Below are 17,253 nucleotides of genomic sequence, written 5' to 3' on the forward strand. Positions count from 1 at the left end.
CCCACCGTGAGCAGCGAGGTTTACCTCCGGGATGTCCTTCGACTCCCGGAGTCGGTGCACGCAGGCGACTTCAAGGTCGACCTTTCCAAGGGTTTCACCGCCACCGAGTCCATGGTCGAGGACTACGTCGTCACCGACCAACTCCAGGACGCGTTCCGCCGCGCGCTCAACCTGGTGCGGGCCGCGCTCCGTGACGGCAGCTCGCACGCTGCCTACCTGCACGGCTCGTTCGGCGCCGGTAAGAGCCACTTCCTCACGGTGCTGCACGCCATCCTGAACAACCACCCGGTCGCGCGCGCGAAACAGGGACTGCAGCCGGTCATCGACGAGCACGACGAGTGGCTGCGCGGCCGGAAGTTCCTCATGGTGCCGTACCACCTCGTCGGTGCCGCTGACCTCGACTCGGCCCTGCTTGGCGGCTATGTCCGCACCGTGCGAGAGCTGCACCCGGACGCACCCACCCCGGCCGTCTACCGCAGCGACGAGATGTTGCGCGACGCCGAGAACATGCGCAACACCCTCGGCGATGACAAGTTCCTCGAACTGCTCGGCGACGGCGCGGGTGCGGCTGACGAGGACGACCTCGATGATCTTGACGTCCTCGACGACACCGGCGGCCGCTGGACCAGCGCCGCTCTCGACGCCGCGTTCGCGGCCCCCGCTGGCGACACCCGCCGGAGCGCGCTGGTGTCCGCACTGCTGTCCGGGCCGTTGTCCGCGTACGCGTCCGCCAAGCAGGGCGAAGCCGAGGCGTTCCTGCCGCTGGAGAACGGGCTCGCCGTCATCAGCCAGCACGCCAAGCAGCTCGGCTACGACGGGATTGTGCTGTTCCTCGATGAGCTGATCCTGTGGCTGCAGGCGCACCTGTCACGCCGCGAGTTCGTCAACGACCAGGTCAGCAAGCTAGTCAAGCTGATCGAGTCCGGTGACACCAACCGCCCGGTGCCGATCGTGTCGCTGATCTCCCGGCAGCGCGACCTCACCCAGCTCGTCGGCTCGGACGTCAAGAACCTCGAACAGCAGGTGCAATACCTCGCCGAGCGGTTCGACACGATCAGTCTCGAAGATCGCAACCTCCCCGCGATCATCAAGGAACGTGTCCTCAAGCCACGCTCGGATGACGCGCGTGCGCAGCTCGATGCCGCGTTCGGTGCGATCGAGTCCACCAAGGCCGACGTCAAGGACGCGCTGCTCGATGCCAACGGCGCCACGCACGCCGACTGGTCGGACTTCCGGAAGGTCTATCCGCTCTCGCCCGCGCTGCTGAACGTGCTCGTCGCGCTGTCGGGAGCGTTGCAGCGCGAACGCACCGGACTCAAGCTCCTGCAGGACCTGCTCTACCGTCGCCGCGAAACGATGAAGCTCGGTGAGCTCATCCCACTGGGCGACCTCTGGGATGTGCTGGCCGAGGGCAGCACGGCGGCGTTCACCGACCGGCTGCGCAAGGAAGCGGAGTCCGCGGCCAAGTTCCATGCCAAGGTCCGCGCGTTTCTCGACGACAAGTACCCGTCGCCGAACGACCCGAACTACATCGCCGACGACCGGCTGATCAAGACCCTGCTGCTGGCCTCGCTCGCGCCGGATGTGCCCGCGCTGCAGCGGCTCACCGGCCGCAGGCTCGCCGCACTTAACCACGGCTCGCTGCGCTCCCGCACGGTCGAGCCCGGTTCGATGGCCGTCAAGCGGCTCCGGGAGATCGAAGCAGCGATGGGAGGCGAGCTGCGCGCGGAGGGCGACGAGGACCCCGTGTTCACGCTGCATCTCTCGGACCTGGACATCGAGCCGATCCTCGATGCGGTCAGCGAAGTGGACACCCTCGGCCAGCGAAAGGCCTGGGTCCGGGAGCAGCTCTGGGACGCGCTCGGCGTCACCGACGACGGCGCCTTCGTCTGCACCCGCGAGGTCGTCTGGCGTGGCAGCAAGCGCACCGCCGAGTTCGTCTGCGGCAACGTCCGCGAGCGGCAGACGCTGCCGAACGAGCAGTTCACCCCGAATCATCCCGGCAGCATCCGGTTCGTCTTCGACTACCCGTTCGACGACCCGAACAAGTACCCGAGCGATGACCTGGCGCGGCTACGCGAGCTGCAGCGGGCGGACGTTCACGAGCCGACGATCGTGTGGCTGCCGTCGTTCCTGTCCGATCAGCGCTCGACCCAGCTCGGTAGGTTGATCAAGATCCGGTATCTGCTCGAGCGCCCGGACCGGCTGGAGAGCTACACGTCGACGCTGTCCAGCGACGATCGCATCCGGGTGCGTCACCAGCTCGAGGCGCAGCGCGACACGCTTACCACCCAGCTCACCGGCGTCCTCGGCCAGCTCTATGGCATCAGCAGGCTCGACCCGGCCAATGCTGGCGCGGAAGTCGGCGATGAGGGCCACGTGTTCTCGCTCTACCCGGACCACAAGCCTCGGCTGCAAGGCGGTGCCGGTTTCGAGTTCAACATGCTGGCCCTCGCCGACGACCTGTTCGGCCATCGCTATCCGAAGCATCCGAACTTCGACGTCAAGGGTGATCGGAAGCCCGTCACCCCCAGTGAGCTGCGCAACGCGCTGCACTGGATCACCAGGGCCACCGAGGAAGGCGGCCGTGTCGAGCTGGACCGTAACCAGCTCACCCCAGTCGGTAGGATCGTGCACCCCCTCGAGCTCGGCGAGGTGCACGACGGGCCGCTGACGACCTCGCCGGAATGGCGCAAGCGGATCGACCAGCACGCGGCCCGCGTCGGCGCTACCGGCGACTACGCGGTCGAGGACATCCGTAAGTGGATCGCCGACCTCGGCTACACCGGTCTCGACAAGCTGGTCAGCAACCTCATCATCGCCACGTACGCGCTGCTCACCGACAGCGCCTGGGTGCATCACGGGATCGTGGAGAACCCCCCGTCGCTTGAGCAGATCGGCACGGGCTGGTCGCTGCGGGCCCAGGAGCTGCCTAGTGAGGACGAGTTCCAGCTGGCACGCGAGCGCGCCGGGAGGCTCTTCGGCGTCGCGGTCTCGGCGGTGCGCTACACCGGCAACGTCACCAAGCTCGCCAGTGCCGTCCGGGAGAAGGTCGGTACCTACGAGCCGGCGGTGCACGGGTTGCATCGGTCGCTGGACAAGCACTCCGAGCAGCTCGGCATCGACGCCTCGGCACCCAGGGTTCGCTCCACCCGAGCGGCTGCCGATCTGTTGGCGAGCTTGTCCGCGGCCGAAAGCCCGACCCAGTTGGCGCGCAAACTGGCAGCTGCACCCGGCCAGGAGTCGGACAGTGAGCTTTCCCGCACGATCACGTCCGCCGAGACCGTGCTGCGCGCGCTGGACACCTGCAACTGGGGCATGCTGGCAAACCTGGCGACCTTGGCCGGCCACCAGGACGGCATCGGTGACCGGTCCGAACGGCTCCTGACCGACGTCACCGAAGCTGCCAGCGCCAGCGAGTTCACCACCGAGCTCGCACCGGTACTGACCCGCGCCAACGCAGAGGCGGCGCAGATCATCACCGATGCGGCGAGTGCGACCCAGGCTCCCGCGCCCGCACCGCCGCAGGCCCCCGCGTCAGCGGCACCCGCATCACAAGGCCCGGCGAACACCCACCGGACACGCCGGATCACACCGAGCGCCGCGGAAGCGGATATCGCTGCGATCCTGGCTGACGTGCAGTCCGAGATCCGTGCCTACAGTGACCAGCACCCCGGAACTGTCATCGAGATCGACTGGCGTCCGGTGTCGCAGGACGGCCCAGCTTGATGGCCACCGCGCCGCCGCTGCTCGACCGCCGCCTGTTAGCGCCGTTGCTGGAAAACCGGCTGCGTCAGGCGGGCGACCGACGGTTGGTGCTCGTCTACGGTACCTACGACCCGAGTAGCCAGGTCCAGTTCGATGTCGCCATCAACAACGGTGGTCACAAGCGCTCGGTGCACGTCACCGACCAACCCTCCGTGCTCGGGATCGCGTCCGCGTGGCTGGACCATCAGGAGCGGGCGGACCCAACGAGCGTCCTGGTCGTCACCACCACGGCCAACGAGACCGAACTCGACTGGGACCTGCTCGGGCATGTGGTCAAGCAGGCGGTTCTCAACGTCGACCCCATCGAGGTTGTCCAGCTCAAGTTCGGGGCGAGCAGGCTGGATCCCCAGGTATGGGAGCAGCCGTGGCTACTCACAGCGCTGCTCGCAGCCGAACCGGCCGACGGCTGGCCAAGGACCGGCGGGGTCCTGACCTACGACGCCGCCCTGCGTGCGCTCACGGCCGCGAGGCTCGGTGTGCCCGGTGACGGACTTGACTTCGACGGACTATTGGCGTGGACGCAAACTCCAGGCGGCCCGGAGCGGTTCCAACAGCTCGACCACGCGGAACGGAAGGGCATCAGCGAGTGGCTGGCGGCCTCGGCGGGTGACGCCGTCGCACCGCTACTCACACTCGTCGAAATTGGCAGGGCCGATGACGCCATGGCGCTCGGTGTCGTCGGTACGGCCATACACGATCCGCAGGCCAGCACCGATGTCGCTGCCGCCGTTGGCGGGTTGTTCCCGAACATTCCTGCCGCGGCGATTCGTACCTTCGCCACCGCGGTCGAGCACGTCATTACACGGACGCTGGCCACCATCCACAGCAGGCGTAACGGTGATGAGCGGGTTGAGGCAGTGACGGCAGCACTCGCACGCGCCGATCAACTCGCCTCCCAGACTGGACTCACCGACGCACTGGCCTCCAGCACCGTGCTGCCGTCGGCGTTCCGAGCCCGACTGAGCGAGCTAGCCAACGCACTCCCCGACCCGACACGGGCCGGGGCCGCCCTGCGGCAGGCGCAGGACCACCAGCTCGCCGGACTGCGGCAGCACGAACTGCGTGCAGCGGAGATGGCGGTGCGCATCGCCAGGTGGCTGACGCAACCAACGTCCGACGTGCCGTCGGTGGCGAACGGCGTCGCCCAGTACCTGGCGGAATGGAGCTGGGTGGATCGCGCGCTCGATGTCCTCTGGGCGGGCGACGACCACGCCGGTCCACACGTCACCCAGGCGTACCGGCGGCTCGTCGAGGAAGCAGTGCGACGTCGAACCGAGGTCGACAAGGCGTTCGCCACCCGCGTCGTGCCCTGGGCGAAGCATGCCTCCGTGCATGCTCCTGATGGGTGCCTTCTCGTGGAGGAGGTGCTCAATCGTGCTGCGGTTCCCCTTGCCGCTAGCGGGCCACCGCTGATCGTGGTGGTCGACGGGATGAGCGGCGCCATCGCGAGCGAGTTGGGCGAGCAACTCGCCGACGCGTGGTACGAAGTCTCTCCCGAACCGGACCGCAGGTTGGTGGCCGTGGCGACGATCCCGTCCATCACCATGGTCAGCCGAGCATCGCTGCTGTGCGGGAAGTTCACCGACGGCGGCCAACCGGTCGAGCGGGCCGGGTTCAGCGCCTTCTGGAAGCGCCGCCACAAGCAGGCCAACCTGTTCCACCAGGCCGATATCGGCGGTGGTGCTGGTGAGCAACTCAGCTCAGAGGTCGTCACCGCGCTCGCGGGCGACGACGTGGTCGGTGTCGTCCTCAACACCATCGATGACGCGCTCGACCACGGCAGGGAGAAAGCCGGATGGCAGCTGTCGGACATCCGGTTTCTGCCACAGCTGCTCGCGCAGGCACGCAACTACGGCAGGCCGGTGTTGCTCGTCGCCGACCATGGACATGTGGTCGACCGCGGCGGCGACGGACCTCGGCCCGCGAACGGCGACCGTGGTGCCAGATGGCGCACGGGAAAACCAGACGACGGCGAGGTCGCGGGGTCTGGGCCGAGGGTGTACGGCGACGAGGTGGTCGTGCCATGGCGGGAAGACGTCCGGTACACGTACCGGAAGGCCGGTTACCACGGTGGTGTGGCACCCGCGGAGATGACGGTGCCCGTGCTCGCACTCGTCCCAGCTGTGGACGGCGTCCCGCGGGGTTGGTCCACGTTGGCGACGGAAACGGTGCGACCTGACTGGTGGGAGCCGAAGACCCCCAGCGAAGCGCCGTCAACCACGTCCGTGCCCGCCGCCCCGCGCAAGCGGAGGCCCACCGAACAGGATGGCGCGCTGTTCGACCTGCCGCGACCGACGCCCGCAGCGCAGGAGAGCCTCGGATCACTAGTCGTCGCGTCGGAGGTCTACCAAGGCCAGAAGGCGTTCGTCAGCCGGGCTCCCGACACCCAGGTCGTCGTACGAATCGTCGACGGACTCGCTGAGGCAGGCGACCGGGTGTCGATCTCAGCGGTCGCCGCCATGGCCGGCAAGGCTGCCCGCAGGGCGGAGGGGCTGCTCACCACGCTGGAGCGACTGCTCAACGTCGAGGGCTACCCTGTGTTGGAAAAGATCGATTCGGGGCGCCGGGTCACCCTGAACGTCCCGTTGCTTCGCGAGCAGTTCAAGGTGGGTGACACGTGACCGCAGCGGTGAGTGCGGCCCGGCGCCGCGAAGTGCTGGACGCGCTACGCCGCGGCACCGTCCCGCAGCAGGGTCTCGACCTGTTCGCGGTTGGTCTCGACCGGTTCACCAACGCGCTCGACGACGACATCGCGAGCATCACACGCGGTGGTTCGGCGTTCCATGCGGTGCGAGGCGAGTACGGGTCAGGTAAGACGTTCTTCGCCAGATGGCTTGCCGAGCGGGCCAAACGGGCTGGGTTGGCGACCGCCGAAATCCAGGTCTCCGAGACCGAGACGCCGCTGCACCGACTTGAGACGGTCTACCGGAGGCTGACCGAACGTCTCACCACGGCGACCCACCAGCCCAGCGCGCTTCGGCCGATCATCGACGCCTGGTTCTACACCCTCGAGGAGGAGGTCCTCGACACGGAAACCGTCGACGAGGACGACGAAACCGCCCTTGCTGCGGCGGTCAACACCTTGATGGAACAGCGGCTAGCTGGTGTCGCACGCACAACGCCTGCCTTCGCGGCGGCTCTGCGCGGCTACCGGAAGGCCCAGCGCGAAGGTGACGCAGCAACCGCAGAAGCATTGATCGCGTGGCTCGGCGGCCAGCCCTCAGTGGCGGCATCCGCGCGACGGGCGGCTGGGGTTCGCGGCGAGCTCGACCATTTCGCCGCCCTCGGCTTCCTGCAGGGACTGCTCACGGTGCTGCGCGACTGCGGCCACCCCGGCCTGCTGCTCGTGCTCGATGAGACCGAGACACTGCAGCGGGTACGCAGCGACGTCCGCGAGAAGGGGCTCAACGCCCTGCGGCAGTTGCTCGACGAGATCGACTCAGGACGATTCCCCGGGTTGTTCCTGCTCATCACCGGCACCCCAGCGTTCTACGACGGTCAGCAGGGAGCACAGCGGCTACCTCCGCTTGCCCAACGACTGGCAACCGACTTCACCACGGACGCACGCTTCGACAATCCGCGCGCCGTGCAATTGCGGCTGACCGGCTTCGACTTGGAACGGCTCGGTGAACTGGGACGGACGGTGCGCGACCTGTACGCAGGAGCAGCGCGCGCTCCCGAACGCATCGCTGCCCGGGTTGACGACGGCTTCATCGCCGAACTCGCCGCTGCCGTCACAGGTGGGCTCGGCGGACAGGTCGGCGTGGCACCTCGTGTCTTCCTGCGCAAGCTCGTGCAAGACGTGCTCGACCGGGTGGACGAGTTCGCCGAGTTCGATCCGCGCGTGCACTACCCGGTGACCGTCTCGGCGAGCGAGCTCACCGAAGCGGAACGCAACGCCGCCAGCGCCGAAGACATCGACCTGGACCTGCCGTGACCACGGCGCTGGATCGCCTGCATCCGGCGCTCGTGCACCACCTTGTCAACACGCTCGGCTGGCGCGAGTTGCGACCCCTCCAACAAGAGGCGATCGAGCCCGTCCTTGCGGGCAAGGACGTGGTGCTGCTGGCACCGACAGCGGGCGGCAAGACAGAGGCAGCGACGTTTCCCTTGCTGAGCGCGATGGAGCAGCACAACTGGCAGGGACTTTCGGTGCTCTACATCTGTCCGCTGCGCGCGCTGCTGAACAACCTGCAGCCCCGGCTCGCCAGCTACGCCGCTTGGCTCGGCCGCACTGTTGAGTTGTGGCACGGCGATGTCGGAGCAGGTCCACGGAGCCGCATCCTTCGCGAACCACCCGACATTCTCCTTACAACGCCGGAGTCGTTGGAGGGCATGCTCGTGTCGTCGAAGGTTGATGCGCGGCAGCTTTTCGCGAACGTGCGGGCTGTCGTCGTCGATGAGGTTCATGCGTTCGCTGGTGATGATCGCGGTTGGCACCTCCTTGCCGTGCTGGAGCGGCTGGCTCGCTTGGCCGGCGCACCGCTGCAACGGATTGGGTTGTCGGCAACTGTCGGCAACCCGGACGAACTGCTGCGGTGGCTGCAAGGATCGCAGCACGGCCGGGCACGGGTCGTGGTCGCACCGGCTGCGGGCGTTGCGGCTGAAGTGGACGTGACCGTCGACCACGTCGGCTCGATCGTTAACGCCGCCAAGGTCATCTCCCTGCTGCACCAGGGCGAGAAGCGCCTGGTGTTCGTCGACAGCAGGCGCCGCGCTGAGGAGCTGGGAGCCGCGCTCCGAGCACGAGACGTCACGACGTTCATCTCCCACTCATCGCTGTCGTCCGATGAACGACGCCGGTCCGAGCAAGCGTTCGCGGACGCACGAGACTGCGTGATCGTCGCGACCTCGACGCTGGAGTTGGGGATCGACGTCGGGGATCTGGACCGGGTGATTCAGATCGACGCGCCGCGCTCCGTAGCGTCGTTTCTGCAGCGGCTGGGGCGCACCGGTCGGCGTTCCGGCAGCACACGGAACTGCCTGTTTCTGTGTCTTGAGCCGGACGCGGTGCTCGTGGCAGCCGGTCTGCTCGAGCGCTGGGCGGCAGGGTGGGTTGAACCCATCGTGCCACCGGTCGCGCCGCGCCATATCGCCGCACAACAGATCCTCGCGCTTGCGCTGCAGGAACACACCATCGGCACGAAAACGTGGCGGGAGTGGTGGGGCGACCTGCCGCTGTTCGACGATGACGCACAAAAACTCCTGGAGCACCTGCTCAGCGAGGGCTACCTAGAACGCGACGGCGCGATGGCGTTCATCGGACCGGAGGCCGAGCGCAAGTTCGGTCGTCGCTATTTCTCCGATCTGCTTGCCGTGTTCAGCGCGCCGCCTGAGTTCACCGTGCTCGCTGGTCGTTCGGAAATCGGGCGCGTCGGCGACGACGTGCTGATGACCGATGACCAAGACGGTCCACGGGTGCTGTTACTTGCCGGCCGTGCGTGGCAGGTCGGTCACATCGACTGGAAACGCAGGCGATGCTACGTCGAGCCGACCGACCTGCCGGGCCAAGCCAAGTGGGGCAGTGGCAGCGGGGGCTTGTCTTTTGACCTAACTCAAGCACAGCGGGCCGTGCTGCTCGGAGCGGAGCCATCCGATGTGACGTTCACGCAGCGCGCGCAGGCTGCGCTGAACGAGCTTCGGGAAGAACACAGTCGGCACGTGGCCGACGACGGTTTGGTGTTCTTCCGTGCGGCTGGAAACCTGCACTGGTGGACGTGGGCCGGTACCGCCGCCAACCGCACCCTCCACGCATCCTTGCCGACGCTCGTCGACGCTCGTCAGCGGATCGGTGACCGATCGATTCGCCTTCACCCCGACGCCACGGCAAAGGAGGTGAGCCAGGCGCTCTCGAAGGTCGGTGACCTCAGCCCGCCGCCGACAAACGAGTCCGCGATCCGAGGCCTGAAGTTCGCCGCTGCGCTTCCTCCTGACCTCGCACATCGCACGATCGCGGAGCGCCTGGGCGACCATGTCAGCGCCACTGCCGTACTGGAGCAACCCAGGAAATTCTACGTCGACGCGCAGTAGCTCTCCTCCAGTAATCGCGATCGGTCGCTCGCCAAGGTGTTCCACCTACGACGCCGGATCGACAACGATGACCGATGCGTCATCGGTGGACGTGGCCGCTGAGACGACGCGCACGTAGCTGGCCTCGCGATGCTACGGCAACGCCGAGACGATCTATCAGATGTGCTCCGACCCTTCATCGAGCGAGAGCTTATTTGTTCTTCGGTAACGAGCACGTGGACTGCGATCGGCGCCGCCAACCAACTCGATTGATCCCTCTTGTCGAAGAATGCGCAACCAACGAGCAACGGTTTTGTCGGCAAGCCCGGTGGCTGCCGTGATCTCGGATCGGGAACGAACCTGCTCACCAATAGCTGCGATGACCTGTGCTCGCCGATCAGCCCGGTGCGCCTGTTGCGTCTCTTCGCCAGCTGCGTCCGTTTCCACACCCGGAGCCAACCCGGATGTAGCTGCCTTGCAATATGCCCGCGCCACGGTAGTAGCAGGGCCTGCGCGAAAGTTCTACTGCGGGGATTTCCGCAACGACAAGATCAGCACCCTCAAACCGGTGTGTTTTGATAGTTGGACGAAGGGGCGGCTCCACATCCTCAGAGCAGAGTGCCCCCAGATCGGCTGTCATCTTGGCGGCGTCGCGCACTCCGGACGCGTGGAAACCTGACGTCTCATCCAAACCGAGGATGAGCACGCCGCCGCGCCCATTCGCAGAGGCCGAGAGAGTCTCCCTCACCGAGCGTGGCAGTCTGTCCTCGGCCCGTTTGGCCTCGACGTCGGCATGATCAGCACCCAGCGATCGGAGAGTGTCGACGATCTCGGCTAACTCATCGTCCAGCATGCCCAGCCTCCAGCATGCTAATTAGCATGCTCACACCAACGAGGTGAGCATGCTCCTAACAGTCGCAGGCCCCAGACGTCCCCGCGACAAGGATGGAGACTCATCTTGCCCATGCCGAACATGGCAACAGGGACGATGCTTCTCCAATTGCACGTGCCACGACAGCGTCAAACGTCGGTCCTTCGCGCAATACTGCCGCCATGCAGTGGAGCTTCACTGGCGAGATCGAGCGGTTCACCGGTCTCGGCGGCTGGTACCACGTCGACGTTCCGGACGACATCGGCGACGAGTTCGAGCACGACGGCTTCATCCCGATCATCGCTGAAGTCGGTGTGAGCCGGTGGAAGACGTCGGTCATGCCGAAGGGCGATGGCTCACGTTTCGTCGCGATCAAGGCCGCCGTCCGCAAGGCCAACGACCTCGACGAAGGCGACCCGGTCACCGTGACCATTCGCCGTGGTTGAGCACCAGCGGGACAATACCCAGATGGACAAGTACCAGCTGGTGACGTTCGTGCAACGGCGCATCGCGAACCCGATCATCCGCACTGCGCTGCTGCGCGGTATACCACTACCGGGCTATGCGCTACTGGAGACAACCGGCCGCAAGTCCGGCCAACCTCGCCGAGTTCCCGTCGGCGATGGCCTAGACGGTGACGTGTTCTGGATCGTCGCCGAGCACGGACGTCGCTCGGCCTACGTACGGAACATCGAAGCGAATCCCCGGGTGCGCGTGCGCGTCGGTCGCCAGTGGCGTACTGGAACCGCGCACATCCTCACCGACGACGACCCGCGCGAACGCCAACGCGAGCTCAGCCGACTGCGGCTGAGCGCTCGGCTCAATGCCGTAGCGGTCCGCTCGCTCGGCACCGACCTGCTAACAATTCGCATCGATCTCGACTAAGCAGGCGCACGACCAGGCGGAACCGTCACCGCGATCTCCGCGCCAAGCCGAGCGCCCAGGGCCAAGGCGAGGTCGTCGCCGCTCCAGAACCGTCCGGGGTCGTACCAGCTCGGCCGCCGCCCGCTGGCGAGTAACCCCATGGCTTCGTAGGTGACGGCGACGATCTCAGCGCAGTAGGCCGTCTCCAGGCCGCCCCCGGCCGCAGGCCGGCGACGCGTCGGCATCCGACCCCGGAACCACCGCGACGCCAGCCGTGCCGTCGACGGAAACGGCGTTCCGTTGAGCCTCGCGATCGTGCGAAGTACGGCGTCCTCCATCTCCCGGGTGACGTCGTAGTCCAGCTGACGCAACCACGCCCGCTGCCCGTACCGGTTACCCCAGACGACGACCGCATCGCGCAGGTCGTGCAGTTGCGCACCTCGCTGCCGGGTACCCGCCCATATGTCCGGCAGCGACCGGCCAAGCTCCGCGTGCCACATCAGCGGCGGCAGGTCCTCGATGACCACGGACATGCCGACATGGTTGACGGGACTGTTCGTCGTCACTCGGATCGCGCGGTCGGCCATCGTGTGACCGCGGAACAGCCACACGTCACCGGTCCGAGTGAGGGTCACAGCCTCATCGAGCGTGATCCGCGCTTCTGGCACGGTTGTAGCCTAAGCACATGCGCTGGTGGAAGGTACTCGGCCTGGCGGGCATCGCCGGTGTCGCCGCCACCGGGGTCGTGATCGCCAGGGCAGAGCGACGTCGACGGGCCTACACGCCCGAGGAGATCCGCGAACGCCTGCACGCCCGCTTGGCTGAAGCTTCACCGGCCGAGAAGCCGGCGTCGGGCTGAGGACCGCATCGGACTGAAGACCGTGTCGAGTAGAGCCACGTGAGTTGTCCTGCCACACTGCCGCCGTGGAACTGCTGATTGCCAGCAACCCTGACCCGGACTCGCGGCTGGCCTACCTGCTGCGGCTGCCCATCGAGGGCGGCTTGGTATTCCGTACGTCTGGGACCTGGCCGCGCACCAAAGCGCTGTACTGCTACCCGGTGTCGGCTGACGAGTGGCCGGACGACCCGGACATCGTGGAGCGCGCGCCGCTGCGGTCCTGTCGACGTCGAGGTGCCGCGATCGACGTCGTGTTGGACCGCTACCGGGAGAACCGCTCGCAGCTAGTGTTCACCAAGGCGCGGGGTCGAGACGCCGTGTTCTGGCAGTCACCGCGTACCCGTAAGCAGGCGCGACCGAACCTGCGGACGCCGAGCGCACGCGCGGCCGGGATCGCCGACCTGGAGATCATCGTCGATAGCCGCGAGCACTACGCGTACCGATTCAGCACCCAGCAGGTGAACGTCGTCAAGCGAACGCTGCCGTGTGGAGACTACGGCACGTTGGTCGACGGACGGCTGGTAGCGGCGGTCGAGCGGAAGTCACTAGGCGACCTCGTGACCAGTCTGATCAACGGCACACTGCGCTATGCCCTCGGAGAGCTCGCCGCGCTGCCTCGCGCCGCCGTCGTCGTGGAAGATCGATACTCGGAGATCTTCAAGCTCGACCGGATGCGCCCAGCCGACGTCGCTGACGGCCTCGCCGAGCTCCAGTGCGCTGGAGCGAGGTTCCCATCGTGTTCTGCGAGAACCGTCAACTCGCCGAAGAGTGGACATACCGGTACCTCGCCGCCGCACGGCAGTGGGCGTACACCGAACGAGACGCACTCCCCCGCATCGCCCCCGCCGCCGACAGCGAGACCGGTGACGCGCCCGCGGCGCCCGAACCATCGACAGCCGAGGTCCGCGCGTGGGCTATGGACCACGGCCTGCCTGTGTCCGATCGGGGCAGGCTGCGGCCCGAGATCTGGCAGGCTTGGCGGGACGCACACCGCTAGCATGCCGGTCACGGTCGGACTGAACCTAATCGTGGGTGGCCACGTCCGACGATGCGATGGCCGGCCCAAATGCAACTGGTATCCAGAGGGACGAGGATTACTGGGAGCAACGTTCATTACAGCCAGTCCAACTAGTTACTCACCGCAAGGATTGAGCACGGTATACGCCAACAACAACGCATACGACTATGAGCTGTGGCAGGAACTGGATCCCATTGAAGGCCATCCCGCCGTGGCGGCGCTCGAAGACGACGATCGGGCACGAGGCGAATGCTTAGTAGGTGTCGGGCTCCGTGACGACCTCGCGTACAGCGTCAGTGTCACCGACCCGGAGAAGAACTTGGGCGACGGCCCGTGTGCTGTCGCCACGAAACTCGCAACGCTCGCGGTGAAGACCATGAAGAGGGGAGCCTAATGTTCCTACCGCGTAGCAGGTGAGACCGCTGATTCCGAACTGTCGACCGCTGACGCACGCGCAAGCGTTAGCCCAGCCCCATCTTCGTCTGAGCCGGGCAAGGCTGCGGCCCGATATGGCAGACTTGACGGGATCACGCTGTTAGCGAATGCAACTGATCGTCGGATGGAACCCAGACGTGGGTGGTCGCGTCCGACGATGTGACGGATTCGATTGTGACCGTTTAACCGGTTGGATACCGTGACAGAGCGTTGACAGCTGCCACAGTGGCCGCGCGACGCATGGGGACGAAAGGGGATCTGCTGTCATGGTCAGGATCGACGGCTATCTGGCGAGCACATCGGCCGCAGCCGGTGACGTCGAGGACATCGCGTTCGATGCCGATGGGATACAGCGCATCATCGACGACACGAACGACTTAATCCAGCGAGAACTCATGCGAGCGCGGCGTGACGCAGCAAACATCTTCGAAAGAATGCTGAATCCACCGGATCACCCTGCGGGGGACCAGTTCGTAGCATTCGCGAAACAGCATGCCGAGCGCTACACCGAGTTCAACGATAATTACGTCGAGGCACTCAAAAATTTCGTCCGGAAACTAGAGAAGCTGCGAGTCGACTATATCAACCGCGAGGAAGACCTGAGTTGGGGATTTGACAAGGGAATGAAGCACTGACATGGCTAAAACAGGTTTAACCCTTCCTGCTCTAATACTGGTGGCCGGTGTAGTGCTCGCGGGTTGTTCGGATAGCGAAGCTGGCGCACCGGCATCTTCCGACGACGCGGGCGCCAACAGTTCGGCTTTGACCAGCCCCAACGGCGACTTGCCGCACAGCGGCGCCCCCGCTGTCGCTCAACCGATTAACACGAAAAAGTGGGAATCCGATCCATGCTCAGTGATATCAGCGAAGCAGTTTTCGTCAATCGGGTTCGATGACGTCGACGCAGAACCGAACCCCCACGTAGAGGCTGGCCCGACGTGCGATTGGTACCCCTCGAACGCGACCCTCGCTGGGTTCAGTGGTGCCTTTATCACCGGCGATCCACCAACCGAAGGTTTGAGTCGCCTTTACGAGCGACGCGAACTGGGCGACTACAAGGTCTGGCAGGAGCTCCGACCCATCGCAGGACACCCAGCTATTCGGGCAGAATATAAGGATGAAAGCGATCGAGGTATCTGCGGCATCACGGTCGGGGTCCGTAACGACCTTGCATATGGTGTGGAAGTCACCGACGAGGACAAGGAGATCACTAACGATCCCTGCGCTTTCGCGCAAAAGATTGCGAACCTCGCGGTGAAGACTATGAAGGGGAAGGGTAATGCTGCCCTACTGCATAAGCGGGTACGAGATCTACCGCAGAGTCAACCCCAGGGCGGACTTCGAACACGCACTCGGCAATGGCGCTCAAGCATTCGGGGATCTGCACAAATCGCACTATGAAGTCGACACCGAGTTGTCGCGGATCGTCAAGTCGCTCGGTGACGCGTGGAAGGGCGAGGCCGCTGAGGCCGCCAAGGCCGAGATGATGGAGCTGCAGAAGGTCTCCGCGACGGTCGCGAAGGCCAACATGGAGCCCGCGCAGTACAGCTACGACGACGAATCGTCGAGTCACGCGAGTTTGCGTAACGGGCTACACCCGGTGGATGCGGAGCCGGAAGAAGCAGGGTGGTACGGCGTCCTCCCCGGCTTTGACAGCCAAGAAGACAAGAACGCGCAGTGGCAGGCAGATAACCAACACAACATCAACGAATACGACAAATTCTACAGCCGCTCGCAGCAGAACCAGCGGCTGATGAACGAGCCGTTCCCGGAAATCAAGATCGGCGACGACGTGAACTCCGGCGACAAGGGCCGGACCGGCGGGGTTGCCGGTGGTGGCGGCGCGACGAGCCCAAGCTCCAGTGGCTCGGGGTCGGCGCCAACGGCGGCATCGGGATACGGCGGTGGCGCGTATGGCGGCGGTTCCTACAGCACGAGCGCCCCGCAGGTCCAGTCACCCGCTGGTGCGGGTGGCTATTACGGCGGCACCAGCCCGGCGGGCTCCGGCGGCAGCGTTACGGGCCCGTCAGCGACCGGCCCGTCCACCGGCCTCCCGCCGGGGGCGGAGCGACTGCCGGACGGATCGATCCGTTACCCAGACGGCACCATCCGCTACCCAGACGGCACCGTGCGCACTCCGGACGGCCGTCTGATCCGCCCCGGCAGCACCACGACGTCAGGACTCGGTACCGGGCGACCCCGGTCCGGCGCTGACGGCGGGTATGGCCCTGGCGGCGCGGCAGGTCCTGGCCTGGCGGGCGGTGCCGTCGCCGGTGGCGGTGCGGCGGCGGGCTCGGCATCAGGTATGGCCGGGCAACCGCTCGGCGGCGGCAAGGCCGCTGGTGCGATGCCAAGCCAGGGTGCGGCACCCGGCGGAATGGCCGCTAAGGGCGGAGCGGGCTTCGGCCCCGGTCGCGGCGGCATGGGCGGCATGATGGGGGGCGCTGGCGCAGGCCGCGGCCAAGGCGGCGATGACGACGGCGAGCACCAGGACAAGTACTACATCAAGCAGGAAATGGACCCGGGGTTGCACGTCGAGTACGACGAGCACGGCGAAAAGCTGGTCGACGAGAGCACGGGCTTTACCGTCGTCCCGCCGGTCATCGGCGAATAGCACGCCACTCGACAGGGGGATTCTCGACGTGATCAAGCACGCTGTCTCCATCTCGGTGGAGGCGTACACCAGAGCCATCCAGTGGCTCAATCTCGGTGAACCGCATCCGACGCTGATCGGGGGCGCGCTGTGGTATCCGCCGAACGACGCCGCGGTGCGCGACCGGCAGATTCTCGCCGAGTTCGCCGAGCAAGGTCTGACGACGGGCAACGCCGTCTCGGACGATTTCGCGGAAACGCTCGTCGTGATGCAACGCGCCGCCCGCGAGTACTACACGCTCGCCAAGGTGGAGGGCAATCATGTCACCGTCCGAGCTGCGGTGATCGGCCGCGACGCCGTGCTGGTCATCGCGGGCGGCGGCATGGTCGACCTCGAGCCGATCCCATATGACCAGCTCGGCATCCGAGTGGCGAGCGCGCTGCCAGAAACGCCTGCCGCGCGGATCCGTTCGATGAGCTGTGACCGCACCATCCTCGAAGCGATCGAGAAAGGCGAACGCCCACCACCGGGCCCCAGCGTCACCGACGCACGGCACATGCAGCGTTGGCTGCATCTTGAGCGGACCAATGTCGGCGAGATGCACGCGGCCATCCGGCACGAGGCGCACGGTAAACGCATCGCGACGAAGCCCCCGCTGAGTTGCTGGATCGACAACGAAACCGGACGCGGCCTCTTGGTGCACGCCGATGGTGGGTGGCTGAACCTTGGCCCTGCGGGCCCCAACGAGCTGGCCAAGCGGTTCGCGCAACTCGAGGATGCCCTGCGAGGCCGCTAGT

At 66.1% G+C, this 17,253-nt stretch carries 13 protein-coding genes; 11 read left to right on the forward strand and 2 right to left on the reverse strand.

Going from position 1 to position 17,253, the window contains the following annotated elements; translation table 11 throughout:
- Positions 1–6: 6 nt before the first annotated feature.
- The 4 genes from ACFQGD_RS31845 to ACFQGD_RS31860 are packed head-to-tail and all read left to right on the forward strand — an operon-like array spanning position 7 to position 9,798.
- Complete coding sequence (locus ACFQGD_RS31845) at positions 7–3,729, forward strand: PglY protein (protein ID WP_345391811.1); 3,723 nt, start codon at positions 7–9, stop codon at positions 3,727–3,729.
- Entirely contained in the window at positions 3,729–6,389 is a 2,661-nt protein-coding gene (pglZ, locus tag ACFQGD_RS31850) for a BREX-2 system phosphatase PglZ (RefSeq protein ID WP_345391814.1), read from the forward strand. The genes ACFQGD_RS31845 and pglZ overlap by 1 nt, the downstream gene beginning before the upstream one ends.
- Entirely contained in the window at positions 6,386–7,705 is a 1,320-nt protein-coding gene (gene brxD / locus ACFQGD_RS31855; RefSeq protein WP_345391817.1) for a BREX system ATP-binding protein BrxD, read from the forward strand. The genes pglZ and brxD overlap by 4 nt, the downstream gene beginning before the upstream one ends.
- The gene (locus ACFQGD_RS31860; RefSeq protein ID WP_345391820.1) at positions 7,702–9,798 is read left to right on the forward strand and encodes a DEAD/DEAH box helicase; all 2,097 of its coding nucleotides are present in this window, start codon (positions 7,702–7,704) and stop codon (positions 9,796–9,798) included. Before brxD ends, ACFQGD_RS31860 begins: the two co-directional genes overlap by 4 nt.
- Positions 9,799–10,174: 376 nt before the next feature.
- Here the strand turns inward: ACFQGD_RS31860 and ACFQGD_RS31865 are convergent, their stop codons facing one another.
- A complete protein-coding gene (locus ACFQGD_RS31865; RefSeq protein ID WP_345391823.1) occupies positions 10,175–10,630 on the reverse strand; it encodes an AlbA family DNA-binding domain-containing protein in 456 nt (151 codons plus the stop codon).
- Positions 10,631–10,830: 200 nt separating this feature from the next.
- Between ACFQGD_RS31865 and ACFQGD_RS31870 the strand changes: the two genes are divergently transcribed.
- Both ACFQGD_RS31870 and ACFQGD_RS31875 read left to right on the forward strand, forming a co-directional pair.
- Positions 10,831–11,094 carry a DUF1905 domain-containing protein gene (locus tag ACFQGD_RS31870; RefSeq protein ID WP_345391826.1) on the forward strand — a complete coding sequence of 88 codons (264 nt, stop codon included), beginning with the start codon at positions 10,831–10,833 and terminating at the stop codon, positions 11,092–11,094.
- 22 nt (positions 11,095–11,116) lie between these two features.
- Positions 11,117–11,533 carry a nitroreductase/quinone reductase family protein gene (locus ACFQGD_RS31875; RefSeq protein WP_345391829.1) on the forward strand — a complete coding sequence of 139 codons (417 nt, stop codon included), beginning with the start codon at positions 11,117–11,119 and terminating at the stop codon, positions 11,531–11,533.
- Here the strand turns inward: ACFQGD_RS31875 and ACFQGD_RS31880 are convergent.
- A complete protein-coding gene (locus ACFQGD_RS31880) occupies positions 11,530–12,180 on the reverse strand; it encodes a hypothetical protein (protein WP_345391833.1) in 651 nt (216 codons plus the stop codon). The two genes, ACFQGD_RS31875 and ACFQGD_RS31880, sit on opposite strands and share 4 nt — an antisense overlap.
- Positions 12,181–12,197: 17 nt before the next feature.
- Between ACFQGD_RS31880 and ACFQGD_RS31885 the strand changes: the two genes are divergently transcribed.
- The 5 genes from ACFQGD_RS31885 to ACFQGD_RS31915 all read left to right on the forward strand — a co-directional run bounded on the left by ACFQGD_RS31885 (position 12,198) and on the right by ACFQGD_RS31915 (position 17,252).
- Entirely contained in the window at positions 12,198–12,371 is a 174-nt protein-coding gene (locus ACFQGD_RS31885; protein WP_345391836.1) for a hypothetical protein, read from the forward strand.
- A 65-nt stretch (positions 12,372–12,436) separates the two neighbouring features.
- The gene (locus ACFQGD_RS32030; RefSeq protein ID WP_465261644.1) at positions 12,437–13,822 is read left to right on the forward strand and encodes an ERCC4 domain-containing protein; all 1,386 of its coding nucleotides are present in this window, start codon (positions 12,437–12,439) and stop codon (positions 13,820–13,822) included.
- A 307-nt stretch (positions 13,823–14,129) separates the two neighbouring features.
- On the forward strand, positions 14,130–14,498 hold the full coding sequence (locus tag ACFQGD_RS31905) for a hypothetical protein (RefSeq protein WP_345391845.1): 369 nt from the start codon (positions 14,130–14,132) through the stop codon (positions 14,496–14,498).
- Between the two features lies 1 nt (position 14,499).
- Complete coding sequence (locus tag ACFQGD_RS31910; RefSeq protein WP_390221130.1) at positions 14,500–15,264, forward strand: DUF3558 domain-containing protein; 765 nt, start codon at positions 14,500–14,502, stop codon at positions 15,262–15,264.
- A 1,241-nt stretch (positions 15,265–16,505) separates the two neighbouring features.
- Positions 16,506–17,252, forward strand: a complete 747-nt coding sequence (locus ACFQGD_RS31915) for an ESX secretion-associated protein EspG (RefSeq protein ID WP_345391854.1) — start codon at positions 16,506–16,508, stop codon at positions 17,250–17,252.
- The last annotated feature ends 1 nt before the right edge of the window (position 17,253 follow it).

It is taken from the genome of Haloechinothrix salitolerans (assembly GCF_042662605.1).
GTDB lineage: Bacteria > Actinomycetota > Actinomycetes > Mycobacteriales > Pseudonocardiaceae > Haloechinothrix_A > Haloechinothrix_A salitolerans.

Coding starts and splice junctions, on each gene's coding strand:
- ACFQGD_RS31905 (WP_345391845.1), top strand. CDS start 14,130: ATGGTCAGGATCGACGGCTATCTGGCGAGCACATCGGCCGCAGCCGGT.
- ACFQGD_RS31910 (WP_390221130.1), top strand. CDS start 14,500: ATGGCTAAAACAGGTTTAACCCTTCCTGCTCTAATACTGGTGGCCGGT.
- ACFQGD_RS31885 (WP_345391836.1), top strand. CDS start 12,198: ATGCGCTGGTGGAAGGTACTCGGCCTGGCGGGCATCGCCGGTGTCGCC.
- pglZ (WP_345391814.1), top strand. CDS start 3,729: ATGGCCACCGCGCCGCCGCTGCTCGACCGCCGCCTGTTAGCGCCGTTG.
- ACFQGD_RS31875 (WP_345391829.1), top strand. CDS start 11,117: ATGGACAAGTACCAGCTGGTGACGTTCGTGCAACGGCGCATCGCGAAC.
- ACFQGD_RS31870 (WP_345391826.1), top strand. CDS start 10,831: ATGCAGTGGAGCTTCACTGGCGAGATCGAGCGGTTCACCGGTCTCGGC.
- ACFQGD_RS31865 (WP_345391823.1), bottom strand. CDS start 10,630: ATGCTGGACGATGAGTTAGCCGAGATCGTCGACACTCTCCGATCGCTG.